Genomic DNA, 24,547 nt, shown 5'->3' on the forward strand with positions numbered 1-24,547 from the left:
AGGGCCCTTAACCCTCCTGCAACAAACTGCTAGCAATCGCCGCCGCCGCCGTGCGTGTCTCCACGCCCAGCTTCTCGAAGATGTGTTCGAGGTGCTTGTTCACCGTGCGCGGGCTCATGCCCAGGATGTCGGCGATGTCGCGGTTGGTCTTGCCCTTGGCCAGCCAGGAGAGCACCTCGGTCTCGCGCGGGGTGAGCGCGGCCACGGAAAGGCGGCGTTGCGCCGGGTCGAGCGCCAGCGCGACACGGCGCAGCAGCACCATGACTTCACCGGGGCCGCCCTGCCCCAGGTAACGCGCCTGCAGCTGGCTGCCGTCGGGCAGCGGAGCCAGGGTCTCGCCCTGGTGCACGACCTGCTGCAGCCACTGGCGCTGGGTCGTGTCGTCTTGCTCCGGGCCCAGGGCCTGGGCCAGCCAGCGCATGGCCTGGGGAGAGCGCCAGGCCAGACGGCCCTGCGTGTCCAGCAGCAGCACGCCCAGGCCGGCCACGTCCACGGCCTCGCGCGCCAGGCGGCTCACGTGGGCGTTGCGCAGATGGGTGGCCAGGCGGGCCAGTACCTCGGGGATCTTCAGCGGCTTGACGACGTAGTCCACCCCACCGCTGGCAAAGCCCTCGACGATCTGCTCGGTCTCGGCCAGGCCGGTCATGAAGATCACGGGCACATGGGCCCAGGAGGGTTCGCCCTTGAGGCGGCGGCAGAGGGTGAAGCCGTCGTCGCCGGGCATGATGGCGTCGAGCAGCACGGCGTCGGGCACGGCCATCTCGAAGCGCTCCAGCGCCTCGATGGCGTCGCGGGCCACCAGCACGGTGTAACCCTCGATGGCCAGCGCGTCGCAGAGCAAACGCAGGGTGTCGGGCGCGTCGTCCACCACCAGCACCACGCTGGAGACGGCGGACGGGGGCAGGGGCTCAGGCGGATTCATCTTCGGTCTCTTTCAGGCGGGCGATCAGGGCGGTGAAGTCGAAACGGTCCACGTGCACCACCAGGGCCTGCAGCACGTCGGCGATGGCCGGCGCCTCCTGGGCGCTGTTGCGCAGCAGGCTGCGCAGGCCGCTGGCATTGCCAAGGCGCGCCAGGGCGATGAGGCGCTGGCGCAGTTCGGCGGGCAGCGGCAGGGCGGTGGCGCCGTCGGGTGCGGTGGGGGAGGCGGCCAGGCGCTGGGTTTCGTGCACCCATTCCAGTTGCAGCACACGCGCCAGCAGGTCCAGCAGCTCGGACTCGATCACGGGCTTGCTCACGAAACCCTGGGCGCCGACGGCGGCCAGCAGCTCGGGGCGGTTCTCGAAGGGGTCGGCCGAGACGAAGATGATGGGCAGCTGCGCCGGGCAACTGCTGCGGATGAGCTGTGCGGTCTGCCAGCCGTTGAGGTCGTCCATAGTGATGTCGAGCAGCACGGCGTCGGGCTGGTGCTGCTGCAGGATCTCCAGCGCCTCGCGGCCGCTGGCGGCCTCGCGCACGATGAAACCCAGGGGCAGCAGCAGGCTGGCCAGCAGCTGGCGCTGGATGGGCTGGTCGTCCACCACCAGCAGGGTGCGGCGCGGCGCAAGGTAGCCCACGATGGGCCGCAGGTGGCGCACCGCGGGCACGGCGGGCGGATCGATCTCGCGCAGATAAAGGCGCACGCTGAAGGTGCTGCCCTCGCCCACGGCGCTGCGCAGCGTGAGCTCGCCGCCCATGAGTTCGGTGAGCAGGTGCGTGATGGTCAGGCCCAGGCCGGTGCCCGATTCGCTGGTGCGCCGGCCGGCGCTGCCGCGCTCGAAGGGCTGGAAGATGCGCTCCTGGTCCTGCGGGGCGATGCCGATGCCGCTGTCTTCCACCTCGAAGCGCAGCACCTCGTGCCGGCAGTCCACCCGGAACACGATGCCGCCGCGGTCGGTGAAGCGCACGGCATTGGCCAGCAGGTTGATGAGGATCTGGCGCAGGCGCTTGGCGTCGGCCTGCACCCAGGCCGGCACGCGGCCCTGCGTCTCCAGCCGGAAAGTCAGGCCCTTGCCCTCGGCCTGCGGCTGCACCATGCGCGCGAGTTCGGAGAGGAATTCGGGGAAAGGCAGGGGCGCCGGGTCCAGGCGCAGGCGGCCGGCCTCGATGCGGGCCAGGTCCAGCAGGCCGTCGATCAGCGCGTGCATGTGCTGGCCGCTCTGCTGCATGGTGGTGACCATCTCGCGCGGGCTGCCCTGCAGCTCCTTGCCGCGCAGCAGGATCTGCGCGTAACCCAGGATGCTGTTGAGCGGGGTGCGCAGTTCGTGCGTCATGCCGGCCACGTAGCGGGTCTTGGCCTGGCTGGCGGCCTCGGCCACCTCCTTGGCGCCCTGCAGGGCTTCGTCGGTGCGCTGGTGGGCGTCGATCTCCTTCTGCAGCAGCTGGGTCTGGCGCTCGGATTCGTCGTGCGCCATGCGCCGGCTCTCGTTGGCCAGCACCACCCACCAGGCGCACACGGCGGCCAGCAGGGCCAGCAGGGAGAAGGCCTTGATGAAGGGTTCGCGCAACTGCTCGGCCGGGGTCTGCAGGCTCTCCTGCACGTAGACCACGCCCAGCACGAAGGCCAGCAGCGCGCACAGGCCCAGGAAGACCGTGAAGTACTGCGCCACGCGGAAGTTGTAGCTTTTGTTCAGGCTGGCCGGCAGGAAGGCGGCCAAGGCCACGCGCAGCTGGTCGGCCGCGCGCGACTGGCTCTTGCAACGGTCGTGGCAGCGTGATTCGAGCGAGCAGCACAGGGAGCAGATGGGCGCGCCGTAGGCCGGGCAGCTGGCCATGTCGGCGCTTTCGAACTGGTTCTCGCAGACGCTGCAGCGCAGCACCTCGCCCGGTTTCCAGGGCGAGGCGTCGTGCCGCGCCAGGTAATAGCGCCCCTTGGTGGCCCAGGCCAGCAGCGGCGCGGCGAGCATGGCGGTGAAGAGCGCAATGAAGGGCGAGAAGGCCGCCGCGTATTCGCCCAGCAGCCCGGCATGGGCCGTGACCGACAGCAGCACGGCCAGGCCCATGGCGCCCAGGCCCACGGGGTTGAGGTCGTAAAGGTAGGCACGGCGGAACTCCACACCCTTCGGTGACAGGCCCAGGGGCTTGCTGATGACCAGGTCGGCCACCAGGGCGCCGACCCAGGCGATGGCCACGTTGGCGTACAGGCCCAGCACTTTCTCCAGCGCGCCGAAGACGCCCAGGGTCATGAGCAGCATGGCGATGATGACGTTGAACACCAGCCAGACCACGCGCCCCGGGTGGCTGCGCGTGAGCCGCGCGAAGAAGTTGCTCCAGGCCAGCGAGCCGGCGTAGGCGTTGGTGACGTTGATCTTGACCTGCGAGATCACCACGAAGAGCACGGTGAGCCACAGGGCCAGCACCGGGCTGTCTAGCGACTGGCTGTAACCCACCAGGTACATCTGCGTGGGTTCGGCCGCATGGCCCGGCAGCGCGCCGTACTGCAGGGCGACGAAGGCCAGGAAAGCGCCGCCCAGCATCTTGAGCATGCCCGGCACGATCCAGCCCGGCCCGGCGGCCAGCACGCAACCCCACCAGCGCCAGCGGTTGGCCCGGGTGCGTTCGGGCATGAAACGCAGGTAGTCCACCTGCTCGCCGATCTGCACCACCAGCGAGAAGGCCACGGCCGCGGCCGCGCCGAACATGAGCGGCTCGAACTCGCTGCTGCCCGAGCTCAGGCCCGACAGGCCGGTGAATTCCCGGTAGAGCTCGGGCTGGGCCACGGCGAACCAGAGGAAGGGCCAGAGCAGCAGCACCACCCACAGCGGCTGGGTCCAGGTCTGCAGGCGCGAAATGAAGGTGATGCCGTACAGCACCAGCGGGATGATGACCAGCGAGGACAGCACGTAGCACCACACCAGCGGCCAGTCCAGCACGAGCTGCAGCGCCAGCGCCATGATGGCCGCCTCCAGCGCGAAGAAGATGAAGGTGAAGCTGGCGTAGATCAGCGAGGTGACGGTGGAGCCCAGGTAACCGAAACCCGCGCCGCGCGTGAGCAGGTCCATGTCCAGGCCGTAGCGCGCGGCGTAGACGGCGATGGGCAGGCCGGTGAGGAAGGTGATGAGCCCCATGACCAGGATGGCCCACAGCGCGTTGTCGAAACCGTAGTTCAACGCGATGGCGCCGCCGATGGCCTCCAACGCCAGGAAGGACATGCCGCCGAAGGCCGTGTTGGCCACGCGCCATTCGCTCCACTTGCGCGCGCTGTGCGGCGTGTAGCGCAGCGCGTAGTCCTCCAGGGTCTCGTTGGCCACCCAGGAGTTGTAGTCGCGGCGGATGCGGAAGATTTTTTGCGGTGCGTTCTTCATAAAGGTGCGTGCGGGCCAGGGCGCCTCTTTCTGGTGTGCGCAGGACCCATGCAGGTGCACATGCAAGAACTGTTCTCGGATCGCGATGCGACACCGATACGTTGATTGACGTATGGGCCGTACGCGCTCCTCTCCCTAATCTCAAGGCCGTGGTGACACCGTGTTGCCCGCACCTCCCGCAGGTGTTTCCTGGTTCCCTCTTCCTCTAACTGGAGTGCCTCATGAAGAAACCGTCTGCCCCCTCCCACCCGCTGGCCACCGGCCTGCAGCGCCGCCAGGTCCTGCAGGCCATGGGCGCCCTGTCCGTGGCCGGTGTGCCCGCCCTGGCCGCGGCCCAGCAGTTCCCGACCGCCAAGGTCAACACGACCAAGCTGGCCGTGACCGACACCGAAGTGATCGTGGGGCAGTTGCACTCGTCCTCCGGCACCATGGCCATCTCCGAGACCGGCTCCATCCAGGCCGAGCAGCTGGCCATCGACCAGATCAACGCCATGGGCGGCATCCTGGGTCGCAAGATCAAGGTGATCAAGGAAGACGGCGCCTCCGACTGGCCGACCTTCGCCGAGAAGTCCAAGAAGCTGCTGGTCAACGACCACGTGGCCGCCGTCTTCGGCTGCTGGACCAGCGCCTCGCGCAAGGCCGTGCTGCCGGTGTTCGAGAAGGAAAACGGCCTGCTTTACTACCCGACCTTCTACGAAGGCCTGGAGCAGAGCAAGAACGTGATCTACACGGGCCAGGAAGCCACGCAGCAGATCATCTACGGCCTGGACTGGGGTTCGAAGGAAAAGAAAGCCAAGACCTTCTTCCTGGTCGGCTCGGACTACATCTGGCCGCGCACCTCGATGAAGATCGCGCGCAAGCACATCGAGTCCGTGGGCAAGCTGGGCAAGGTGGTCGGCGAGGAGTACTACCCGCTGGGCAACACCAACTTCAACTCCCTGATCAACAAGATCAAGGTGGCCAAGCCGGACTGCATCTTCGCGGCCGTGGTGGGCGGCTCCAACGTGGCCTTCTACAAGCAGCTCAAGGCCGCCGGCATCACCGGTGACAAGCAGTTCCTGCTCACCCTGTCGGTGACGGAAGACGAAATGACCGGTGTGGGCGGCGAGAACTTCACCGGCTTCTACAGCTCGATGAAGTACTTCCAGTCGCTGGACAACGAGAACAACAAGAAGTTCGTCGCGGCCTTCAAGGCCAAGTACGGCAAGGACGCCGTGATCGGCGACGTGACGCAGGCCGGTTACCTCGGCCCCTGGCTGTGGAAGGCCGCCGTGGAGAAGGCCGGCAGCTTCGACGTGGACAAGGTCGTGGCCGCATCGCCCGGCATCGAGCTCAAGACCGCACCCGAAGGCTACGTGAAGCTGCACGAGAACCACCACCTGTGGAGCAAGTCGCGCATCGCCATCGGCAACAAGGACGGCACCTTCAAGGTGGTGGCCGAGTCGCCCAAGCTGATCGAACCCGATCCCTTCCCGAAGGGCTACCAGTAATCAGATCCGCTCAGGGAAAGAAGGTGGCGGCCGCCCGCTGACCCGGGGGCCGCCACCCGTGATTCGTACACAGACAGGCAGGTGACGCCATGGAATTTTCGGAAATACTCAACATCACCCTGATGCAGGGTTTCGCGGGGCTGAGCCTGTTCTCGGTGCTGCTGCTCATGGGCCTGGGCCTGGCCATCATCTTCGGCCAGATGGGCGTGATCAACATGGCGCATGGTGAGTTCATGACCATCGGCGCCTACACGGTCTTCCTCTTCTCCACGCTGGTGGAGAAGTTCGCCCCCAATCTGATGCCCTATTACTTCCTGGTCGCCATCGCGGTGGCCTTCTGCCTGGCCTTCATCGCGGGCTGGCTGGTGGAGTGGGGCCTGATCCGTTTTCTCTACAAGCGCCCGCTGGACACACTGCTGGCCACCTGGGGCCTGAGCCTGGCGATCCAGCAGATCTTCCGCACCGCCATCGGCCCCAAGGAGGTCAGCCCCACGCTGCCCGACTGGCTGATGGGCTCCTGGTCGCCGCACGAGGGCCTGGACATCCCGATCAACGGCCTGTTCGTGCTGGGCCTGACCACCTTCGTGACCTGCGGTGTGCTGCTGGCGCTGTACAAGAGCCGCTGGGGCCTGCGGGTGCGCGCCACGGTGAGCAACCGCACCATGGCCAACGCCATCGGCATCAACACCAGCAAGACCGACCGCCTGACCTTCGCCATCGGCTGCGGCATCGCCGGCGTGGCGGGCGCGGCCTTCACCACCATCGGCTCCACGGGCCCGACCAGCGGCTCGCTCTACATCGTGGACTCCTTCCTGGTCGTGACCTTCGGCGGGGCGGCCAGCCTGCTGGGCACGGTGGCCTCGGCCTTCGGCATCGCGCAGACACAGTCGATCAGCGAGTTCTTCATGAGCGGCTCGAACGCCAAGGTGCTGACGCTCTCCATCATCGTCGTGATCCTGATGATCCGCCCGCAAGGCCTGTTCGCCAGCAAGGTGCGTCGCTGATCCTGCTTCTTACTTCCGGAGTCACCCCATGAACAAATTCAACGCGTGGATCGCCAGCAAGGGACTGGGCAGCGTGCTCATCCTGGCCGTGCTGCTGGCCGTCGTCTTTCCGCTGGTCTTCGACATCTTCCGCCTCAACCTGGTGGGCAAGTACCTGACCTACGGCTTCGTCGCCCTCGGGCTCGTGATGCTCTGGGGCTACGGCGGCGTGCTGAGCCTGGGCCAGGGCGTGTTCTTCGGCCTGGGCGGTTACGCCATGGCCATGTTCCTCAAGCTCGAAGCGTCCGACCCCATCACCACCAAGATCCAGTCCACCCCCGGCATCCCGGACTTCATGGACTGGAACCAGCTCACGGCCCTGCCGCTGTGGTGGCAGCCCTTCGAGTACCTGCCCTTCGCGCTGTTCGCGGTGGTGGCGGTGCCGACGCTGCTGGCCTTCATCGTCGGCTACGCCATGTTCAAGCGGCGTGTGGGCGGGGTGTACTTCGCCATCATCACGCAGGCCGTGGCGCTGATCCTCACCGTGCTCATCATCGGCCAGCAGGGTTACACGGGCGGCGTCAACGGCATGACCGACCTGAAGACCGTGCTGGGCTGGGACACGCGCACCGACAGCGCCAAGTACATCCTCTACTACCTCTGCACCTTCCTGCTGATCGGCGGCATCCTGCTGTGCCTGTGGATCCAGAAGAGCAAGCTGGGCACCCTGCTGCTGGCCATGCGCGACAAGGAAGACCGGGTGCGTTTCTCGGGCTACGACGTGGCCATGTTCAAGGTCTTTGTGTTCTGTCTGGCGGCGGCGCTCTCGGGCATCGGCGGGGCCCTGTTCACGCTGCAGGTGGGTTTCATGTCGCCGTCCTTCGTGGGCATCGTGCCCTCGATCGAGATGGTGATCTACGCCGCGGTGGGCGGGCGCCTGAGCCTGGTGGGTGCAGTCTACGGCACCCTGCTCGTGAACTTCGGCAAGACCTACTTCTCCGAGAGCTTCCCCGACCTCTGGCTCTTCCTGATGGCCGCGCTCTTCATAGGCGTGACCATGGCTTTCCCCGACGGCCTGGCCGGTCTGTGGGACAAGAAAGTCAAGCCCTGGTGGCAGCGCAAGCAGGCCGAGCGCCTGGCCATCCGCGCCGCGGTAGCGGCCGACGCGGCCACCGATACGCCGGTCACCCAGGCCAGCCCCGCGGCACGACCCACGCCAGCCCAGCTGAGTGGCCAGAGCGCCTGACCCCCCGACACAGGAGCACACCATGAGCAATACCGACTTCGCCCTGGCCGTGGAAGACCTGACGGTCTCCTTCGACGGTTTCAAGGCCATCGATAACCTGACCCTCTACATCGACAAGAACGAGCTGCGCGTGATCATCGGCCCCAACGGTGCGGGCAAGACCACGCTGCTGGACCTGATCTGCGGCAAGACCAAGGCCAGCGGCGGCAGCATCAAGTTCAAGAACGAGGAACTGACCAAACTGGACGAGCACATCCGCGTGCGCCGCGGCATCGGCCGCAAGTTCCAGACGCCGTCGATCTACGAGAACCTGTCCGTCTTCCAGAACCTGGAGGTGTCCTACCCCACGGGCCGCTCGGTCTTCGGCGCGCTGGGTTTCAAGTGCACCGGCGAGGTGAAGGCCCGCGTGCAGGTGGTGGCCGAGGAGATCGGCCTGGCCGACACGCTGGAGAAAGAGGCCGGCCTGCTCTCGCACGGGCAGAAGCAGTGGCTGGAGATCGGCATGCTGCTGATGCAGGACCCCGAGCTGCTGATGCTGGACGAACCCATCGCCGGCATGAGCGCACGCGAGCGTGAACTCACCGCCGAGCTGCTCAAGCGCATCTGCAAGAACCGCTCGGTGATCGTGATCGAGCACGACATGGAGTTCGTCAAGCAGATCGCGCACAAGGTCACCGTCATGCACCAGGGAAAGATCCTGGCCGAGGGCTCCATGGCCACGGTGCAGGCCGACCCCAAGGTGATCGACGTCTATCTCGGTCACTGATTCCCCAGGAGAAACAACCATGCTCAAAGTCACCGACATGTACACGGCCTACGGCCAGAGCGAGGCCCTGCACGGCATCTCTTTCGAAAGCAACAAGAACGAGACGGTCGCCATCATGGGCCGCAACGGCATGGGCAAGACCACGCTGTTCAAGAGCCTGATGGGTGTGCTGCCGCTCAAGTCCGGGCAGATCCTGGTCGACGGGCAGGACGTCTCGAAGGACGAAAGCTACCGCCGGGTTGCCAAGGGCATCGCCTACGTACCCCAGGGTCGCATGATCTTCCCGACGCTGACCGTCGAGGAAAACATCCAGACCGGCCTGGAGAACGCCAGGCACAAGCAGATTCCCGAAGAGATCTACGCGCTGTTTCCCGTGCTGTGGGACATGCGCCGGCGCAAGGGCGGCAACCTCTCGGGCGGACAGCAACAGCAGCTGGCGATTGCCCGCGCGCTGGTGACCAACCCCAAGGTGCTGCTGCTGGACGAGCCCACCGAAGGCATCCAGCCTTCGATCATCAAGGACATCGCCAAGGCGCTCAACGAGATCCGCAAGCTGCGCGAGATCACCATCATCGTCTCCGAGCAGGTGCTGTCCTTCGCGATGGACGTGGCCGACCGCCTGTTCGTGATCGAAGGCGGCCGCCTGGTGCACGAGACCGCGCGTGACCAGACCGATGTGAAGCGCATCAAGTCCTACCTTTCCGTCTGACCCCTCCCCCATTTTTTCACCCTGACCTTTAGGAGAAGCACCATGGCCGAAGCCCTCATCAAAGTCGACCTCAAGCAGTCCGCCTACAGCAACCCCCAGGTGCACAACCGCTGGCACCCGGACATTCCCATGGCGGCCTGGGTCAACCCCGGCGAGGACTTCATCCTCGAAACCTACGACTGGACCGGCGGTTTCATCAAGAACAACGACAGCGCCGACGACGTGCGTGACATCGACCTGTCCATCGTCCACTTCCTGACCGGCCCGGTGGGGGTCAAGGGCGCCGAACCCGGCGACCTGCTGGTGGTGGACCTGCTGGACATCGGCGCCAAGGACGAGAGCCCCTGGGGCTTCAACGGCTTCTTCAGCAAGAAGAACGGCGGCGGTTTCCTGACCGACCACTTCCCGCTGGCGCAGAAGTCCATCTGGGACTTCAACGGCATGTTCACCAAGAGCCGCCATGTGCCCGGCGTCGAATACGCCGGCCTGATCCACCCCGGCCTGATCGGCTGCCTGCCCGACAAGAAGATGCTCGATGCCTGGAACGCACGCGAGCAGGAACTGATCGACACCGACCCCACCCGCGTGCCCGGCCTGGCCAACCCGCCCTTCGCCGCCACCGCCCACCTGGGCAAGCTCACGGGCGAAGCCGCCAAGAAGGTCGCCGCCGAAGGCGCGCGCACCGTGCCCCCGCGCGAACACGGCGGCAACTGCGACATCAAGGACCTGTCGCGCGGCTCCAAGGTGTTTTTCCCGGTCTACGTGGACGGCGCGGGCCTGAGCGTGGGCGACCTGCACTTCAGCCAGGGCGACGGCGAAATCACCTTCTGCGGCGCCATCGAGATGGCCGGCTGGGTGCACATGCGCGTGAACCTGATCAAGGGCGGCATGGCCAAGTACGGCATCAAGAACCCCATCTTCAAGCCCAGCCCGATCACGCCCAACTACAAGGACTACCTGATCTTCGAAGGCATCTCGGTGGACGAGGCCGGCAAGCAGCACTACCTGGACGTCAACGTGGCCTACCGCCAGGCCTGCCTGAACGCCATCGAGTACCTCAAGAAGTTCGGCTACAGCGGCGCCCAGGCCTATTCCATCCTGGGCACGGCGCCGGTGCAAGGCCACATCAGCGGCGTGGTCGACGTGCCCAACGCCTGCGCCACCCTGTGGCTGCCGACCGAGATCTTCGACTTCGACATCAACCCCACGGCCGCCGGCCCGGTGAAGATGATCGACGGCAGCATCCAGATGCCGATCTCGCAGGACGTGAAGTAAGCGCACAGGAGCCCCGCATGCCTACCTACGACTACGACTGCCCGGACTGCGGGGGCTTCGAGGCCCTGCGCAGCCTGGCGCAGCGCAACGAGCCCTGCAGCTGCCCGGATTGCGGCACCGTGAGCACGCGCGTGTTCGTCAGCGCACCGCGTCTGGCTTGCCTGAGCAGCGAGACACGGGCTGCGCACGAGACGAATGAGCGTGCCTCTCATGCTCCGCGGTCCTCGCGGGATGGGGCGTATGGGCGGCTCAAGCATCCGGCGGGGTGTGGGTGTTGTTCTACCAGTGGCAAGCGTGGCTCTACCGTGACGGCGGCGGATGGGAGCAAGTCCTTTGCTGGTAAGCGGCCTTGGATGATCAGTCACTGATTTTCTTTTTTGCCGTACTTGTTATGTACGCCTCTTCTTCCACCCCCTATCCCCCCGCCCCTTCCCACCCTCGCCAGGGCGGGAAGGGGAGCCCGATTTTGTTTCGTCGCGCCGGCTACGCTTCTACAAGGGTGAGGTCGCGAACTGCTTCTGCTTGCCGAGAGTAGAGGGCTACGGTCGTAGTCAATGGCTCGTTCGCTGGCGCGCAGCTGCCAGCCAGGGGTGCGCACATCCCTTCGCGGTCTCTACGACCGCCAGCCTGAAATGCAGGCAATCCAAAACCGGTGGCGACCTATGCGTCGTAGAAGCGTATCCCTCCACCAACCACCAAATCGGCTCCCCCTTCCCGCCCTGGCGAGGGTGGGAAGGGGGCGGGGGGGGATAGGGGGTGGTTACAAAACTCTCTCAGCCCACCACCTGAACAGAAACACCCAATAGACAAGGAAGAAACGAAATGATCCACGGCGATATCTCCAGCAGCAACGACACCGTAGGCGTCGCAGTCGTCAACTACAAGATGCCCCGCCTGCACAGCAAGGCCGAAGTGCTGGCCAATGCCCGCAAGATCGCCGACATGCTGGTCGGCATGAAACAGGGCCTGCCCGGCATGGACCTGGTGATCTTTCCCGAGTACAGCACCCACGGCATCATGTACGACGCCAAGGAAATGTACGAGACCGCCGCTGCCGTGCCCGGTGAAGAAACTGAAATCTTTGCCGAGGCCTGCCGCAAGGCCAAGGTCTGGGGCGTGTTCTCGCTGACCGGCGAGCGGCACGAAGAGCACCCGAACAAGGCGCCCTACAACACGCTCATCCTCATGAACGACCAGGGCGAGATCGTGCAGAAGTACCGCAAGATCATGCCCTGGGTGCCCATCGAAGGCTGGTACCCGGGCAACTGCACCTATGTCTCCGACGGCCCCAAGGGGCTCAAGGTCAGCCTCATCATCTGCGACGACGGCAACTACCCCGAGATCTGGCGCGACTGCGCCATGAAGGGTGCCGAGCTCATCGTGCGCTGCCAGGGTTATATGTACCCGGCCAAGGACCAGCAGGTGCTCATGGCCAAGGCCATGGCCTGGGCCAACAACAGTTATGTGGCCGTGGCCAACGCGGCCGGCTGGGACGGTGTCTACAGCTACTTCGGCCACTCGGCCCTGATCGGCTTCGACGGCCGCACGCTGGGCGAATGCGGCGAGGAGGAATACGGCGTGCAGTACGCTGCCCTGTCCAAGAGCCTGATCCGCGACTTCCGCAAGAACGGGCAGAGCGAGAACCACCTGTTCAAGCTGCTGCACCGCGGTTATACCGGCAAGATCAACTCGGGCGAAGGCGACACCGGTGTGGCGGCCTGCCCCTACGAGTTCTACGGCAAATGGATCAGCGACCCCGAGGGCACGCGCAAGCAGGTGGAGTCCTTCACGCGTTCCACCGTGGGCACGCCGGAGTGCCCCATCGAGGGCATTCCGAACACGCCGCCCGTGCATCGCTGAACCCAGGGTGCCGGCCACCCCGGCACGCAGCACACCATGAACCTGTCCGACAGCCCAGGCGATCCGCTGGCCGTCTACCGCATCCGCACGCAGCCCTGGTACCGCCCGGCGGCGCGCGAGGTGGCGCTTTACGAACACGCCTACGCGCAGCGCCTGCCGCTTCTGCTCAAGGGGCCGACGGGCTGTGGCAAGACGCGTTTCGTCGAGTACATGGCCTGGAAGCTGGGGCGCCCGCTCGTCACGCTGGCCTGCAACGAGGACATGAGCGCCTCCGACCTGGTGGGCCGCTGGCTGCTGGACGAACGCGGCACCACCTGGCACGACGGCCCGCTGACCCTGGCCGTGCGCCATGGCGGCATCTGCTACCTGGACGAGGTGGTGGAGGCGCGCCAGGACACCACGGTGGTGATCCACCCGCTGACCGACGCGCGGCGCATGCTGCCGCTGGACCGCAAGGGCGAGCTTGTGCACGCGCACCCGGACTTCCAGCTCGTGGTCTCCTACAACCCGGGTTACCAGAGCCGCGCCAAGGACATGAAACCGTCCACGCGCCAGCGCTTCGCGGCGTTGGCCTTCGACTACCCGCCCGAGGCCGTGGAGACCGAGATCGTGGCGCACGAGGCCGGCATCGCGCCGGAACTGGCCGCCCGCCTGGTGGGCATCGCGCGGCGCTCGCGCGCCCTGTGCGAACGGGGCCTGGACGAAGGCGTGTCCACGCGCATGCTGGTTTATGCCGGCACCCTGATCCGCGACGGCGTGGACCCGCGCGACAGCTGCGACATGACCATGACGCGCGCGCTGACCGACGACCCCGACATGAGCGCCGCCCTGCGCGCCCTGGTCGATGCCAGTTTCCCCTGAAGCGCCACGTCCGGCGCTCGCTTTGCTGCTGCAGGCCTTGAGCGGGCGTGAGCTGCAGCTGCAGACCCTGCCCGCGGCGCCGCCCGATACGCCCCCTGCGCGCGCCATCCTCACGCCCACCCATCTGCTGCTGCCGGCAGGCGACTGGGCACAGCAGCGCGCTGCCGTGGCCCATGCCGCGGCGCATCTGCTGCACTCACCCGTGGCGCAGGCTTCCTCCACACTCAAGCCGCTCGCGCAGGCCGTGGTGGCAGCCGTGGAGGATGCACGTGTCGAACAGCTGCTGATGGCTCAGCTGCCGGGGATACGCCCCTGGTTCCTGGCCGGTCTGCGCGAGAGCCTGCAGCCGCAGGGCCTGAGCTTCACGGCCCTGGTCTCGCGCCTGAGCCTGGCCCTGCACGACGAGGACTATGCCGACGGCAACGCCTGGGTGGACAAGGGGCGTTCGCTTTTTGCCGCTGCCCGCGCGCAGCACGGCCTGCAGGACTGCACGGCCTTTCGCCGCCTGGCCGCCGTGCTGGCCAACGACCTGGGCCAGATGCGCGTGCGTTTCGAGCCGCAGCAGTACGCCGTGCCCGCCACCTACCGCGACGACAACAGCTACCTCTGGGACCACGGCGTGGCGCGTGATGAAGAGGCCCAGGCCCTGCAGGCCCCGCTGCAGGAGCAGCCGCCTGCGGGTGGCGCAGCGGCACAGACCGTCGAATCCTTCATCGCCGTCCACCACTACCCCGAATGGGACGCGCGCAGTGCCGTGCTGCGACAGGACTGGTGCACCCTGTACGAGTTGCGGCCCCTGCTCCAGGCCGGCGCAGCCGCCGCGCCCGCACACCAGTTGTTGCCCCTCGTGCACCGGCACCGCCCCTTGCACGGCCGGCGCCTGCGCCGCCAGTGGGAAGGCGAAACGCTGGACCTGGACGCCGCCATCGAGGCCGCCGTCGAACGCCGCCTGGCAGGGGCGCCTTCGGGCCGCCTCTTCCAGCGCCCGGGCCCGCAGGCCCGGCCCCTGAGCCTGCTGGTACTGCTCGATGTTTCCCAGTCCACCGGCGAACGCGCCGGCGCAGCGGCCCCCAGCCTGCTGGAGGTGGAGCAGCAGGCCGCCCTGCTGCTGGCACGCACGGCCCAGGTCGCGGGCGAACGCATCGCCCTGCACGCTTTCTGCTCGGACACACGGGCCCGGGTGCGTTACCACCGGCTGCTGGATTTCGGCGCGCCGCTGGACGCGCAGGCCGAGGCCCGGCTGCTGGCCCTGCGCCCGGCCTGGTCCACCCGCCTGGGCGCCGCCCTGCGCCACGCCAGCACCCTGCTGGCGGCGGAACCGGCCGAGCGGCGCGCCCTGCTGGTACTGACCGACGGTGCGCCGTCGGATGTGGATGTGCACGACGCACGTTATCTGGTCGAGGACGCACGCGCCGCCGTGCTGGAAGCGGCCCGCCTGGGCCTGCCGGTCTGCGGCCTGGCCGTGGATGCCGGTGCAGCCGCTTATGCGCGCCGGATTTTCGGGGCCGGAAACTACCGCATTGCCGAAACGCCGGCCCGGCTGCCACGCCAGCTGAGTGCCCTGCATGCACGGTTAACAGGCATCTGAACCGGTGAATTGCCTCATGGCGGTGCGCAACGGGATGACGGTGCACCCGAAACAGGCGAAACTGCGGGCCCAGGCACAAATCCGGGCATGGCGCCGCGCGGGCACGACGGCACGGCTATTGCATAAGCAGGACACAACACACCACGCACGACCATGGAACTCACGCCGCGCGTTCGGCCGGCCTTAACGGCCGCACGGTCTGATTTTGAAGCGAAGCGATATGGAACTCACGCCCCGTGAAAAAGACAAGCTGCTGATCTTCACCGCCGCCCTGTTAGCCGAACGGCGTATGGCGCGCGGGCTCAAGCTCAACTACCCTGAAGCCGTGGCCTACATCAGCGCCGCGGTGATGGAAGGCGCGCGCGACGGCAAGAGCGTGGCCCAGCTCATGAGCGAGGGCCGCACCCTGCTGACGCGCGCCGACGTGATGGACGGCATCGCCGAGATGATTCCCGACATCCAGGTCGAAGCCACCTTTCCCGACGGCACCAAGCTCGTCACCGTGCACCAACCCATCGTCTGAAAGCTGCCAGACCATGCGCCAACTCGTCCTCTGCCTGCTCGCCCTGCTCATGACCAGCGCCACGGTGGCGGGCGATGGCAATACCCTGGCGCCGCTGCAACTGCCGCTGCGCGACATCATCGGCTTCATCGCCTTTGGTGTGCTGGGCGGCATGCTGGTCTGGCACCTGCGCAAGTGAAACCGACATTCCAACCGGAGACTCCCGTATGAAACGACTGCTGTCACACATCACCGGCTGCGCCACGCTGCTGCCTCTGCTGGCACGGGCCCACGAGGGGCATGGCCTGGGCGGCACCCACTGGCATGCCACCGATGTACTGGGTTTCGTCATCGTCGCCGTGCTCATCGCCGTGGCGATCTGGACCCTGCGCAAGTAGATCGGGACGCAGGCCATGATCCCCGGCGAACTGCTGATCGACGACGGCGCGCACACGCTCAACCCGGACCGGCGCACGCTGACCGTGGTGGTGAAGAACACGGGCGACCGGCCCATCCAGGTCGGCTCGCACTACCACTTCGCCGAGACCAACGGCGCGCTGGACTTCGACCGCAAGGCCGCGCGCGGCATGCGCCTGAACATCGCCAGCGGCACGGCCGTGCGTTTCGAGCCGGGCCAGCAGCGCACGGTGGAACTGGTGGACTACGCGGGCGAGCGCAAGGTCTACGGTTTTCGCGGCCTGGTGCAAGGGAAGCTATGAAGCCCCCACGTTCATCACTTCGTGTATTCACTGCCCCCCGAGGGGGCCGTGGCCTCCCTTGGGGCGGCCCGACGGGAGTCCAGTTATGAACATGATCCCCAAACGCGCCTACGCCGAGATGTTCGGCCCCACCGAGGGTGACCGCGTGCGCCTGGCCGACACCGACCTGATCGTGGAGGTGGAGCAGGACTACACCCTGCGCGCCGGCGGTTACGGCGAAGAGGTGAAGTTCGGCGGCGGCAAGACCATACGCGACGGCATGGCGCAGAGCCAGCGCACTCGTAGCGAGGGCGCGATGGACACGGTGCTGACCAATGCGCTCATCATCGACCACTGGGGCATCGTCAAGGCCGACATCGGCCTGAAGGACGGGCGCATTGCCGCCATCGGCAAGGCCGGCAACCCGGACACGCAGCCGGGGGTGGACATGGTCATCGGCCCGGGCACCGAGATCATCAGCTGCGAAGGCAATATCGTCACCGCCGGCGGCATCGACAGCCACATCCACTTCATCGCGCCGCAGCAGATCGAGGAGGCGCTTTGCAGCGGCGTGACCACCATGCTGGGCGGCGGCACCGGGCCAGCGACCGGCACCTTCGCCACCACCTGCACACCCGGCCCCTGGAACATGGAGCGCATGCTGCAGGCGGCCGACGCCTTCCCCATGAACCTGGGTTTCCTGGGCAAGGGCAACGCCAGCCTGCCGGCCGCGCTGCACGAGCAGATCGCTGCCGGCGCCATTGGCCTGAAGCTGCACGAAGACTGGGGCACCACACCCGCGGCCATCGACAACTGCCTCAACGTGGCCGAGGCCACCGACACGCAGGTGGCCATCCACACCGACACGCTGAATGAATCGGGGTTCGTGGAAGACACCATCGCCGCCTTCAAGGGCCGCACCATCCACACCTTCCACACCGAAGGTGCGGGCGGCGGCCACGCACCCGACATCCTGAAGGTGGTGGGCGAAGACTACGTGCTGCCCTCCTCCACCAATCCCACACGTCCCTACACCGTGAACACGCTGGACGAGCATGTGGACATGCTCATGGTCTGCCACCACCTGGACCCGGCGATTGCCGAGGACCTGGCCTTCGCCGAGAGCCGCATCCGCAAGGAGACCATCGCGGCCGAGGACATCCTGCACGACCTGGGTGCCATCAGCATGATGAGCAGCGACAGCCAGGCCATGGGCCGCGTGGGGGAGGTCGTGATCCGCACCTGGCAGACCGCGCACAAGATGAAGGCGCAGCGCGGCCGCCTGGACGAGGACGGTGTGCGCAACGACAACTTCCGCGTCAAGCGCTACATCGCCAAGTACACCATCAACCCGGCTGTCGCCCACGGCATCAGCCACGAGGTGGGCAGCATCGCGCCGGGCAAGTGGGCCGACCTGGTGATCTGGAAGCCCGCCTTCTTCGGCGTGAAACCCGCGCTCATCCTCAAGGGCGGTTTCATCGCCTTCGCCGCCATGGGCGACCCCAACGCCAGCATCCCCACGCCGCAGCCCGTGCACTACCGCCCCATGTTCGGCGCCTACGGCGGCGCCCTGGCGCGGACCTCGCTGACCTTCGTCTCGCAGGCCGCCCTGGCCGCCGGCGTGGGCCAGCGCTACGGCCTGGGCAAGACGCTGGCGGCGGTGAAGAACATCCGCGGCGTCGGCAAGCGCCACATGATCCACAACCACTACGTGCCGCGCATGGAGGTGGATGCCCAGACCTACCACGTGCGCGCCGACGGCCAGCTGCTGACCTGCGAGCCGGCCACCAGCCTGCCAATGGCGCAGCGCTACTTCCTGTTCTAATTTCGGCATGCTCACCGTTTCCAAACTGCTCCCCCAAGGCCAGGGCCTGGCGCCCGTGCTGCTCAAACGCGCCTCCTCCGTCGAACTCGACTGGGACGTGCGCCAGAAAAGCCGTTTCGCCGCCACCGACAGCCTGGGCCGTGAACTCGGTGTCTTCCTGCCGCGCGGCACCCTGGTGCGCGGCGGTGACGTGCTGGTGGCCGAAGACGGCTCGCTGATCCGCGTGATCGCGGCGCCGCAGGCGGTGCTGCGCATCACGGCCTGCGCCCAGCACGGCTCGCCCTTCGACCTGACCCGCGCGGCCTACCACCTGGGCAACCGCCACGTACCCATCGAACTCAAGCCGGACCACCTGAAGATCGAACCCGACCATGTGCTGGCCGACATGCTGCGCACCATGCACCTGACCGTGGTCGAGGCGCAGGAAGCCTTCGAACCCGAAGGCGGTGCCTACAGCGCGGGCGGACACGGTCACGCGCATGGGCACGAACACGATCACGGCCATGACCATGCATACGAGCACACACACGGTCATGCACACCCGCACGACCCTGGCCATGAGCACGGCCCCGGTTGCGGCCACGACCATGGAGATGACCATGGACATGCGCACAAACACCCTCACTGAGCCGCTCGCACCCTCCAGCCTGCTGCAGCTGATCTGGCTGGCCTCGCCGGCGCTGCCCGTGGGCGGCTTCTCCTATTCCGAAGGGCTGGAAGCCGCGGTCGACGCCGGACTGGTGAGCAACGAAGCCACCGCCAGCGACTGGCTGGTGCAACAGCTGCACCTCACGCTGGCGCGCGCCGACCTGCCCGTGATCGCCCAGGCCCTGATTGCCTGGCGCAAGGGTGACCACGCGCGTGTGCGCGCACTCAATGCCTGGCTGCTGCAGACCCGCGAGACCGCCGAATTGAGATTGCAGACCGAGCAGATGGGCCGCTCCCTGCGCGAGTGGCTGCGCAACCTGCCACTGGCCAGCCCGGCCACGCTGGAGTTCGCCGCCGCGCTGGAGCCGACCTATCCCGTGCTGTTCGCGCTCACCGCCGCCGGCAGCGGCGCGGGCGAACGCGACGTGCTGCTGAGCTACGCCTTCGGCTGGGCCGAGAACATGATGCAGGCCGCGCTGAAAGCCGTGCCCCTGGGTCAGACCTCGGGCCAGCGCATCCTGGCGCGCCTGGCCAGCGAGATTCCCGTCGCCGTCGAACAGGCCCTGGCGCTACACGACGATGACCGCCAGGCCTTCAGCCCCATGCTGGCCATCCTTTCCAGCCGGCACGAGACCCAGTACTCAAGACTTTTCCGCTCCTGACCATGAACGCACCTTCCCTGCACCACATCAAGAACCGCAGCAAACCCCTGCCCCCCCTGCGCGTGGGCATCGGCGGCCCGGTCGGCTCGGGCAAGACCACCCTGCTCGAAATGCTGTGCAAGGCCATGCGCGAGAAATACGACCTGGTGGCCATCACCAACGACATCTACACCAAGGAAGACCAGCGCCTGCTGACCGTCAGCGGCGCGCTGCCGGCCGAACGCATCATGGGCGTGGAGACGGGCGGCTGCCCGCACACGGCCATCCGCGAGGACGCCTCGATCAACCTGGAAGCCATCGACCGCATGCTGGTGGACTTCCCCAACGCCGACGTCGTCTTCATCGAAAGCGGCGGCGACAACCTGGCCGCCACCTTCAGCCCCGAGCTCAGCGACCTGACGATCTACGTGATCGACGTGGCTGCCGGCGAAAAGATCCCGCGCAAGGGCGGCCCCGGCATCACCAAGAGCGACCTCTTCGTGATCAACAAGACCGACCTCGCACCCTACGTGGGCGCAAACCTGGATGTGATGAAGGCGGATACCGAGCGCATGCGCACCAATGCGCAGGGGCTCAAGCCTTTCGTGATGACCAACCTCAAGACCCTGGCGGGTGTGGACGAGGTGGTGAAGTTCATCGAGACACGCGGCTTGCTGAAGGCCTGAAACCACTCGGACTCAACGCGCAAGCTCAGCGACGCGAAGCCGGCCTGCCGGCGAAGCGCCTCTCTCGGCTGACGGGTTTGGCTGCACTACGTTGTCCACTGGACTTCATACTTTCCGACTAGCTCATTCAACACTCTGCCCAAGAGGCGTTCACATTCTTCTGTATGAAGAAGGTTCGTACCGCCCATGCTGCTGAACTCAACCTCCCAGTTCCGTTCCGGGTAATTCGCTTTCCTTAAGGCCGAGACTTCACAGTGGCAGTCTTTGTGGGGCCAGTCATGGCGAAGTGCCAAATTTATTGCGTCAATAAGGCTCTGCTCAGTAATGAGTGCTTTGGTCACGTGCGATCTCCCCTTGTTGTGATGCCCGACGTAGAAGTAACGGGCGGCCCATAGGCTGGCGAAAGCCAGCCGCGAGGACGTCCGTGTTGACTGCCATATTAGAAAGTTCCTCTCCGAAACTGCGCCATGAACGCGTCCACATCGTTTGGTGTAAGGTCGTCAAATTCGTACGGAGAACCCAGCACTGCCTCGTGGACCACAGAAGCGTACTCGCGAAGAGCTTCAAAGTAGGCCACGTCCATCCCTTCCGCGAACGCCCCCAGCGACTGCTCACTCAGAATCACACCCAGATCGTGGTGAGAGAGCAACTTGTTCCTCACTTCACGAATGGCACCGGCCAAGGCTGCCAAACGGGCTCGGATAGCTGACAGCCGCTCGCGATCTTCATCCGTCCACTCTCCGTACTCGAAGACGTAATCAACTGTGAGATTCGATCGCCCAGCTTGCCGTGCAGGATCGTGCAGCTTCGCGACCTCTTGTAGCCAATACTCTTGAAGAATGAGAGCCAGCCGATTGAAGAAGTGGTTGTGCCTCGGTTCGAACAGCTCTTGACGGTCCGGATTGTCATCGAACAGGTACTTTCGGAGTTGCCAACACTGCTCAGCCCAATCGCAGTGCTGGCAGAACGTCAGGACTACCTCACGGGGAAGCGCTGGCATGAGCTGTCTAACGTGATATGGACCGCAAAAATGCGAAATAACATGGACGGACGTTCATCCAAGTGCCCCCTTGCTGCAAGCTGCGTGCTTGTTTTGTCTGAAGAATGCGAACCAATATACCGTAGGCCCGAGCGCATGACAAACTGCGAATCGCCCGCCGGAGTACACCGCCCCTAAACGGCCCAGTACTCGCGCGCGCCCGGCGGCAGGGTAGCCAGCACGCGCTCCAGCGCCGCCTCGTCCACCTGCCGGCGCAGGGCCTGCGCCACGGCGCGGATGGCGTCGTCGGGAGAGAAGTTGTGCGCGGGGCGCAGCGAGCGCACCTCGCGCGTGAGCGCGGCGCGGTCCGCAAAGGGCAGCGGCGCTGCGTCCGGCTGCCATTCGCTGACGAAGATGGCGCGCAGCACGGGCGGCAGCACATCGGCAAAACGCAGCGCCTCGGCCACGCTGAGCCGGCGGCGGAAGGTGTGCAGCACGCCCACCACCATGTTCCAGGCCATGTTGGTGGTGGCCAGGCCAGCCGCGTCGCGCGCGTCGACCATGAAGCGCTCGAAGTCGAGCGAGGCGCGCTGGTAATCGGACGGGATGGGCATGCTCAGACCGCGCCGGGCGCGCCACCGTGCAGCAGCTCGCGCAGCTTCGCAAACTCGGTGTGCACGTGGGCGTCCAGGTCGCGCGCGAAGGCCGGCGTGAAATGCAGGCGCAGCAACGGGTCCAGCAAACGGCCCGGCCCCGCGTAGCCGGCGCGCAGCGTATGCACGATGCGCACGCCGCCGCCGGCGTCGTCGAACTCCAGGGTCAGCGTGGCGGGCAGCCGCACCAGCTTCTTCATGCGCATGACCATGCGCCGTCCCGGCACCGCCTCGGTCACCACGGCATTCATCCGGACCCGGCGCCTCCCGACGTATTCGTCCATATGGATTTCGCTGCCAACGCCGCCCTCACCACGATCCGCGCCGCCGACCAGATGCAGTTGCAGGTGCGTGCCCAGCCACCAGCGCTGGTAGCTGCGATCGTCCGGGTGGGTGAGGAAATCGTAGATCTCCTGGCCGCGCAGGCCCGGCACGTAGGTGATGGTCTGCAGCACGATCATCGGGCGCTCCGCTCAGCCGTCCACCGGCTGCGCCGGCGTGTCCAGGATGCGCGGCTGGTAATCATAGATCGTCGTGGAGTTGGCAATGGCCTCGTTCAGGATGTCGAGGATGGGCTGCGCATGCAACTCGTGGGTGCAGGGGATCAGCTTCATGCTCACCGCCATGGGTTCCGCGTCAATGCCGGGGCACGCCGTACCGCGCCACGATGGCCTCACGCCGCGCCGGATCGATGTTCACCTTGCCCAGATCCCCCCGCACATGCGGCAGGGCCAGCAGGCGCGGGTCCATCACCCTGAACCACAGCGGCGGAATGTAGGCCAGCGGGAACATGCCGAAGTAGCCGCTGGGCAGCTGCGGCAGGTCTTCGAAATGGCGCAGCGACTGGTAGCGCCGTGAAGGATAGGCGTGGTGATCGGAATGGCGCTGCAGGTGGAAGAGTGCGAGGTTGGTGACCAGGTGGTTGGCGTTCCAGGAGTGGTGGGGTTGCGGGGTTTCGTAGGCCCCGCTGGGCAAACGATCACGCAGCAGGCCGTAGTGCTCCACGTAGTTGGCCGATGTCAGCTGCCACCAGGCCACCACGTTGTGCACGGCGAGGAAGGGCAGCATGACCCAGCCCCAGGTGGCAACGAGCCCCAGCTGCAGCACGGCCGTGATGGCATAGGACTGCAGCATGGTGTTGTGCAGGCTCCAGGCGCTGCGGCCTTCCTTCTGCAAACGTTCCTTCTCCAGCGCCCAGGCGCGGCGGATGCCGCCCGGCAGTTCGCGCAGGGCGAAGCGGTAGATGTTCTCGCCCATGCGGGCGCTGGCGTGGTCCTCGGGCGTGGAGACCCAGCGGTGGTGGCCGCGGCCGTGCTCCACGGTGAAGTGGCCATAAGCGGGTACGGCCAACACCAGGCGCGCCAGCCACTGCTCGGTGCGCGTGTACTTGTGGCCCAGCTCGTGGCCGGTGTTGATGCCCAGCCCAGAGTCGGTGCCGGCGATGTAGGCCAGCATCAGCACGGCCCACCAGGCCAGATCCTGCGTGCCCACCCACCAGGCGCAGCCCACCAGGGCCACGAAGTGCAGGGGCACGGTGGCCCAGGTCAGCCAGCGGTAGTAGCGGTCCTGCTCCAGCTGGGGCACCACGGCCTCGGGCGGGTTGTTCTCGTCCTCGCCCAGCAGATAGTCCAGCAGCGGCATGAGGCCGTAACTGATGAGCAGGGGGAGCCCAAGGGCGATCTGCGCGCCGGTGTACGCGTGCAGTGCCATGCCGGTGAAGGGCAGCAGCGGGTACACCACCGAGAGCAGCCACCAGGCACGCTTGCGATCGCGATATTCCACGCGGCCCCCCTGCGGATCGTCTGCGACATACACCTGCGACATGCGTCTTCTCCCCGGTGGTCCTTGGTGATAACCATTATGAGACAGGGCAGACGCGTGGGCTAGCATGGTTCGCATACGCTGGCACCAGCCACCGGTCAAACCCGAAAGGACACCCCTTGGAACAGCAACGCATCGCCATCATCGGCCTGGGCCGCATCGGTTCGGCTTTCCTGAGCCAGATGCTGCAAAAGCGCAGCCAGGGCATCGAACTGGTCTGCGCCGCCGAGGCGGCCGACACGCCCGGGCGCCAGCTCGCGGCCAAATCCGGCATCGCGATCAAGTCGCTGGATGACATCGTGGCGCTGGGCAACCGCATCGACGTGATTTTCGATCTGACCGGCCTGCCCGATGTACGGCGCGAACTGCGCGACAAGCTGGTGGCATCGAAGAACGCGCACACCGTGATCGCCTCGGAAACCATCGTGCGCGTGATCTGGGCCCTGATCAGCCAGGACGCGCTGCCCGTCATCCAGGGCCGCAAGACCGGTTATTGAGTCTGGCGGCCTCCGGCCGCCCGCAACTTAGTGATGATGGCCGTGGGCGCCGTGCACATGCCCGTGGGCGATTTCCTCAGCGCTGGCGGCACGCACCTCCACCACCGTGACGTTCAGGCGCAGGGCCTTGCCGGCCAGGGGGTGGTTGCCGTCCAGGTGCACTTCGGGGCCCTTGATCTTTACCACCGTGAAGACATGGGTGTGGCCGTCCTCGCCGCGGCCTTCGAGCTGGCCGCCGACCTTGACCCCGGGCGGAAACTGGGTCTTGGGGATGACCTGCACCAGGGCTTCGTTGCGCTCGCCGAAAGCGTCGGCCGGCTGCAAGTCCAGGCTGGCCTGATAACCGGCTTCGCGGCCTTCCAGCGCCTCTTCCACCTTGGGGAAGGTGTTGCCGTAACCGCCGTGCAGGTAGGACGTGGGTTCCTTGCCGTCTTCCAGCAGCTTGCCCGTGGCGTCGCTGATGCGGTAGCGGATGGTGACGGCGGTGTCTTTGGTGATCTTCATGTTGGATTCCGGAATCTCGTGTGGGCCAGGGC

At 66.4% G+C, this 24,547-nt stretch carries 27 protein-coding genes; 19 read left to right on the forward strand and 8 right to left on the reverse strand.

Translation table 11 applies throughout. The features are described from left to right. Positions 1-7: 7 nt before the first annotated feature. Entirely contained in the window at positions 8-922 is a 915-nt protein-coding gene (locus tag HTY51_RS13130; protein WP_174253143.1) for a DNA-binding response regulator, read from the reverse strand. Beyond that, entirely contained in the window at positions 909-4,283 is a 3,375-nt protein-coding gene (locus HTY51_RS13135; RefSeq protein ID WP_174253144.1) for an ATP-binding protein, read from the reverse strand. Before HTY51_RS13135 ends, HTY51_RS13130 begins: the two co-directional genes overlap by 14 nt. A 221-nt stretch (positions 4,284-4,504) precedes the next feature. Between HTY51_RS13135 and urtA the strand changes: the two genes are divergently transcribed. From urtA to ureG, 18 genes are all read left to right on the forward strand, one after another. Continuing rightward, positions 4,505-5,773, forward strand: a complete 1,269-nt coding sequence (gene urtA / locus HTY51_RS13140) for an urea ABC transporter substrate-binding protein (protein WP_174253145.1) — start codon at positions 4,505-4,507, stop codon at positions 5,771-5,773. A gap of 89 nt (positions 5,774-5,862) precedes the next feature. Further along, positions 5,863-6,777, forward strand: a complete 915-nt coding sequence (urtB, locus tag HTY51_RS13145) for an urea ABC transporter permease subunit UrtB (RefSeq protein ID WP_174253146.1) — start codon at positions 5,863-5,865, stop codon at positions 6,775-6,777. Between the two features lie 28 nt (positions 6,778-6,805). Beyond that, positions 6,806-8,002: an urea ABC transporter permease subunit UrtC gene (gene urtC / locus HTY51_RS13150; RefSeq protein WP_174253147.1), complete on the forward strand. Its 1,197-nt coding sequence runs from the start codon at positions 6,806-6,808 to the stop codon at positions 8,000-8,002. A 22-nt stretch (positions 8,003-8,024) separates the two neighbouring features. Then, on the forward strand, positions 8,025-8,768 hold the full coding sequence (gene urtD / locus HTY51_RS13155) for an urea ABC transporter ATP-binding protein UrtD (RefSeq protein WP_174253148.1): 744 nt from the start codon (positions 8,025-8,027) through the stop codon (positions 8,766-8,768). A gap of 19 nt (positions 8,769-8,787) precedes the next feature. Beyond that, complete coding sequence (urtE, locus tag HTY51_RS13160; protein WP_174253149.1) at positions 8,788-9,477, forward strand: urea ABC transporter ATP-binding subunit UrtE; 690 nt, start codon at positions 8,788-8,790, stop codon at positions 9,475-9,477. Between the two features lie 42 nt (positions 9,478-9,519). Next, complete coding sequence (fmdA, locus tag HTY51_RS13165) at positions 9,520-10,752, forward strand: formamidase (protein ID WP_174253150.1); 1,233 nt, start codon at positions 9,520-9,522, stop codon at positions 10,750-10,752. Positions 10,753-10,769: 17 nt separating this feature from the next. Beyond that, complete coding sequence (locus tag HTY51_RS13170) at positions 10,770-11,120, forward strand: zinc ribbon domain-containing protein (protein WP_174253151.1); 351 nt, start codon at positions 10,770-10,772, stop codon at positions 11,118-11,120. A gap of 454 nt (positions 11,121-11,574) precedes the next feature. Continuing rightward, positions 11,575-12,612 carry an aliphatic amidase gene (locus tag HTY51_RS13175; protein WP_174253152.1) on the forward strand — a complete coding sequence of 346 codons (1,038 nt, stop codon included), beginning with the start codon at positions 11,575-11,577 and terminating at the stop codon, positions 12,610-12,612. A gap of 36 nt (positions 12,613-12,648) precedes the next feature. Continuing rightward, the gene (locus tag HTY51_RS13180) at positions 12,649-13,473 is read left to right on the forward strand and encodes a CbbQ/NirQ/NorQ/GpvN family protein (protein WP_174253153.1); all 825 of its coding nucleotides are present in this window, start codon (positions 12,649-12,651) and stop codon (positions 13,471-13,473) included. Continuing rightward, positions 13,457-15,061: a nitric oxide reductase activation protein NorD gene (locus HTY51_RS13185; RefSeq protein ID WP_174253154.1), complete on the forward strand. Its 1,605-nt coding sequence runs from the start codon at positions 13,457-13,459 to the stop codon at positions 15,059-15,061. Before HTY51_RS13180 ends, HTY51_RS13185 begins: the two co-directional genes overlap by 17 nt. Positions 15,062-15,281: 220 nt before the next feature. Further along, a complete protein-coding gene (locus HTY51_RS13190; RefSeq protein WP_174253155.1) occupies positions 15,282-15,584 on the forward strand; it encodes an urease subunit gamma in 303 nt (100 codons plus the stop codon). A 13-nt stretch (positions 15,585-15,597) separates the two neighbouring features. Next, positions 15,598-15,762, forward strand: a complete 165-nt coding sequence (locus tag HTY51_RS13195) for a hypothetical protein (RefSeq protein WP_174253156.1) — start codon at positions 15,598-15,600, stop codon at positions 15,760-15,762. 28 nt (positions 15,763-15,790) lie between these two features. Further along, complete coding sequence (locus HTY51_RS13200; RefSeq protein ID WP_174253157.1) at positions 15,791-15,961, forward strand: hypothetical protein; 171 nt, start codon at positions 15,791-15,793, stop codon at positions 15,959-15,961. A 15-nt stretch (positions 15,962-15,976) separates the two neighbouring features. Continuing rightward, a complete protein-coding gene (locus HTY51_RS13205; protein WP_174253158.1) occupies positions 15,977-16,282 on the forward strand; it encodes an urease subunit beta in 306 nt (101 codons plus the stop codon). A gap of 85 nt (positions 16,283-16,367) precedes the next feature. Beyond that, the gene (ureC, locus tag HTY51_RS13210) at positions 16,368-18,086 is read left to right on the forward strand and encodes an urease subunit alpha (RefSeq protein ID WP_174253159.1); all 1,719 of its coding nucleotides are present in this window, start codon (positions 16,368-16,370) and stop codon (positions 18,084-18,086) included. Positions 18,087-18,093: 7 nt separating this feature from the next. Beyond that, positions 18,094-18,714 (forward strand): urease accessory protein UreE, encoded by a 621-nt coding sequence (gene ureE / locus HTY51_RS13215; protein ID WP_174253160.1) that lies wholly within the window; start codon positions 18,094-18,096, stop codon positions 18,712-18,714. Next, on the forward strand, positions 18,686-19,396 hold the full coding sequence (locus HTY51_RS13220) for an urease accessory protein UreF (RefSeq protein WP_371733834.1): 711 nt from the start codon (positions 18,686-18,688) through the stop codon (positions 19,394-19,396). The genes ureE and HTY51_RS13220 overlap by 29 nt, the downstream gene beginning before the upstream one ends. 2 nt (positions 19,397-19,398) lie before the next feature. After that, positions 19,399-20,061 carry an urease accessory protein UreG gene (ureG, locus tag HTY51_RS13225; protein WP_174253161.1) on the forward strand — a complete coding sequence of 221 codons (663 nt, stop codon included), beginning with the start codon at positions 19,399-19,401 and terminating at the stop codon, positions 20,059-20,061. Positions 20,062-20,500: 439 nt separating this feature from the next. Here ureG and HTY51_RS13230 read toward each other — a convergent pair whose 3' ends face one another. The 5 genes from HTY51_RS13230 to HTY51_RS13250 form a co-directional block, all read right to left on the reverse strand. Continuing rightward, complete coding sequence (locus HTY51_RS13230; protein ID WP_174253162.1) at positions 20,501-21,061, reverse strand: hypothetical protein; 561 nt, start codon at positions 21,059-21,061, stop codon at positions 20,501-20,503. A gap of 173 nt (positions 21,062-21,234) precedes the next feature. Further along, positions 21,235-21,654: a DUF2267 domain-containing protein gene (locus HTY51_RS13235; RefSeq protein WP_174253163.1), complete on the reverse strand. Its 420-nt coding sequence runs from the start codon at positions 21,652-21,654 to the stop codon at positions 21,235-21,237. A gap of 2 nt (positions 21,655-21,656) precedes the next feature. Further along, positions 21,657-22,154 (reverse strand): SRPBCC family protein, encoded by a 498-nt coding sequence (locus HTY51_RS13240; protein ID WP_174253164.1) that lies wholly within the window; start codon positions 22,152-22,154, stop codon positions 21,657-21,659. Between the two features lie 12 nt (positions 22,155-22,166). Further along, positions 22,167-22,307 carry a hypothetical protein gene (locus HTY51_RS13245; protein WP_371733835.1) on the reverse strand — a complete coding sequence of 47 codons (141 nt, stop codon included), beginning with the start codon at positions 22,305-22,307 and terminating at the stop codon, positions 22,167-22,169. Between the two features lie 22 nt (positions 22,308-22,329). Further along, positions 22,330-23,517 (reverse strand): alkane 1-monooxygenase, encoded by a 1,188-nt coding sequence (locus HTY51_RS13250; RefSeq protein ID WP_174253165.1) that lies wholly within the window; start codon positions 23,515-23,517, stop codon positions 22,330-22,332. A gap of 116 nt (positions 23,518-23,633) precedes the next feature. On the opposite strand from HTY51_RS13250, the gene HTY51_RS13255 reads away from it, so the two are divergent. Further along, positions 23,634-24,011 carry a homoserine dehydrogenase gene (locus tag HTY51_RS13255; RefSeq protein ID WP_174253166.1) on the forward strand — a complete coding sequence of 126 codons (378 nt, stop codon included), beginning with the start codon at positions 23,634-23,636 and terminating at the stop codon, positions 24,009-24,011. A 27-nt stretch (positions 24,012-24,038) separates the two neighbouring features. On the opposite strand, the gene HTY51_RS13260 is transcribed toward HTY51_RS13255, so the two are convergent. After that, positions 24,039-24,515, reverse strand: coding sequence for a peptidylprolyl isomerase (locus tag HTY51_RS13260; protein ID WP_174253167.1), 477 nt, complete (start codon positions 24,513-24,515; stop codon positions 24,039-24,041). Positions 24,516-24,547: the final 32 nt, after the last annotated feature.

Origin of the sequence: Rhodoferax sp. BAB1 (genome assembly GCF_013334205.1) — a bacterium.
In the GTDB taxonomy this organism is placed as follows: domain Bacteria; phylum Pseudomonadota; class Gammaproteobacteria; order Burkholderiales; family Burkholderiaceae_C; genus Hylemonella.

Excerpts from the sequence above, each read along its gene's own strand:
- HTY51_RS13130 (WP_174253143.1), bottom strand. The coding sequence starts at position 922 with ATGAATCCGCCTGAGCCCCTGCCCCCGTCCGCCGTCTCCAGCGTGGTG.
- HTY51_RS13135 (WP_174253144.1), bottom strand. The coding sequence starts at position 4,283 with ATGAAGAACGCACCGCAAAAAATCTTCCGCATCCGCCGCGACTACAAC.
- urtA (WP_174253145.1), top strand. The coding sequence starts at position 4,505 with ATGAAGAAACCGTCTGCCCCCTCCCACCCGCTGGCCACCGGCCTGCAG.
- urtB (WP_174253146.1), top strand. The coding sequence starts at position 5,863 with ATGGAATTTTCGGAAATACTCAACATCACCCTGATGCAGGGTTTCGCG.
- urtC (WP_174253147.1), top strand. The coding sequence starts at position 6,806 with ATGAACAAATTCAACGCGTGGATCGCCAGCAAGGGACTGGGCAGCGTG.
- urtD (WP_174253148.1), top strand. The coding sequence starts at position 8,025 with ATGAGCAATACCGACTTCGCCCTGGCCGTGGAAGACCTGACGGTCTCC.
- urtE (WP_174253149.1), top strand. The coding sequence starts at position 8,788 with ATGCTCAAAGTCACCGACATGTACACGGCCTACGGCCAGAGCGAGGCC.
- fmdA (WP_174253150.1), top strand. The coding sequence starts at position 9,520 with ATGGCCGAAGCCCTCATCAAAGTCGACCTCAAGCAGTCCGCCTACAGC.
- HTY51_RS13170 (WP_174253151.1), top strand. The coding sequence starts at position 10,770 with ATGCCTACCTACGACTACGACTGCCCGGACTGCGGGGGCTTCGAGGCC.
- HTY51_RS13175 (WP_174253152.1), top strand. The coding sequence starts at position 11,575 with ATGATCCACGGCGATATCTCCAGCAGCAACGACACCGTAGGCGTCGCA.
- HTY51_RS13180 (WP_174253153.1), top strand. The coding sequence starts at position 12,649 with ATGAACCTGTCCGACAGCCCAGGCGATCCGCTGGCCGTCTACCGCATC.
- HTY51_RS13185 (WP_174253154.1), top strand. The coding sequence starts at position 13,457 with ATGCCAGTTTCCCCTGAAGCGCCACGTCCGGCGCTCGCTTTGCTGCTG.
- HTY51_RS13190 (WP_174253155.1), top strand. The coding sequence starts at position 15,282 with ATGGAACTCACGCCCCGTGAAAAAGACAAGCTGCTGATCTTCACCGCC.
- HTY51_RS13195 (WP_174253156.1), top strand. The coding sequence starts at position 15,598 with ATGCGCCAACTCGTCCTCTGCCTGCTCGCCCTGCTCATGACCAGCGCC.
- HTY51_RS13200 (WP_174253157.1), top strand. The coding sequence starts at position 15,791 with ATGAAACGACTGCTGTCACACATCACCGGCTGCGCCACGCTGCTGCCT.
- HTY51_RS13205 (WP_174253158.1), top strand. The coding sequence starts at position 15,977 with ATGATCCCCGGCGAACTGCTGATCGACGACGGCGCGCACACGCTCAAC.
- ureC (WP_174253159.1), top strand. The coding sequence starts at position 16,368 with ATGAACATGATCCCCAAACGCGCCTACGCCGAGATGTTCGGCCCCACC.
- ureE (WP_174253160.1), top strand. The coding sequence starts at position 18,094 with ATGCTCACCGTTTCCAAACTGCTCCCCCAAGGCCAGGGCCTGGCGCCC.
- HTY51_RS13220 (WP_371733834.1), top strand. The coding sequence starts at position 18,686 with ATGGACATGCGCACAAACACCCTCACTGAGCCGCTCGCACCCTCCAGC.
- ureG (WP_174253161.1), top strand. The coding sequence starts at position 19,399 with ATGAACGCACCTTCCCTGCACCACATCAAGAACCGCAGCAAACCCCTG.
- HTY51_RS13230 (WP_174253162.1), bottom strand. The coding sequence starts at position 21,061 with ATGCCAGCGCTTCCCCGTGAGGTAGTCCTGACGTTCTGCCAGCACTGC.
- HTY51_RS13235 (WP_174253163.1), bottom strand. The coding sequence starts at position 21,654 with ATGCCCATCCCGTCCGATTACCAGCGCGCCTCGCTCGACTTCGAGCGC.
- HTY51_RS13240 (WP_174253164.1), bottom strand. The coding sequence starts at position 22,154 with ATGATCGTGCTGCAGACCATCACCTACGTGCCGGGCCTGCGCGGCCAG.
- HTY51_RS13245 (WP_371733835.1), bottom strand. The coding sequence starts at position 22,307 with ATGAAGCTGATCCCCTGCACCCACGAGTTGCATGCGCAGCCCATCCTC.
- HTY51_RS13250 (WP_174253165.1), bottom strand. The coding sequence starts at position 23,517 with ATGTCGCAGGTGTATGTCGCAGACGATCCGCAGGGGGGCCGCGTGGAA.
- HTY51_RS13260 (WP_174253167.1), bottom strand. The coding sequence starts at position 24,515 with ATGAAGATCACCAAAGACACCGCCGTCACCATCCGCTACCGCATCAGC.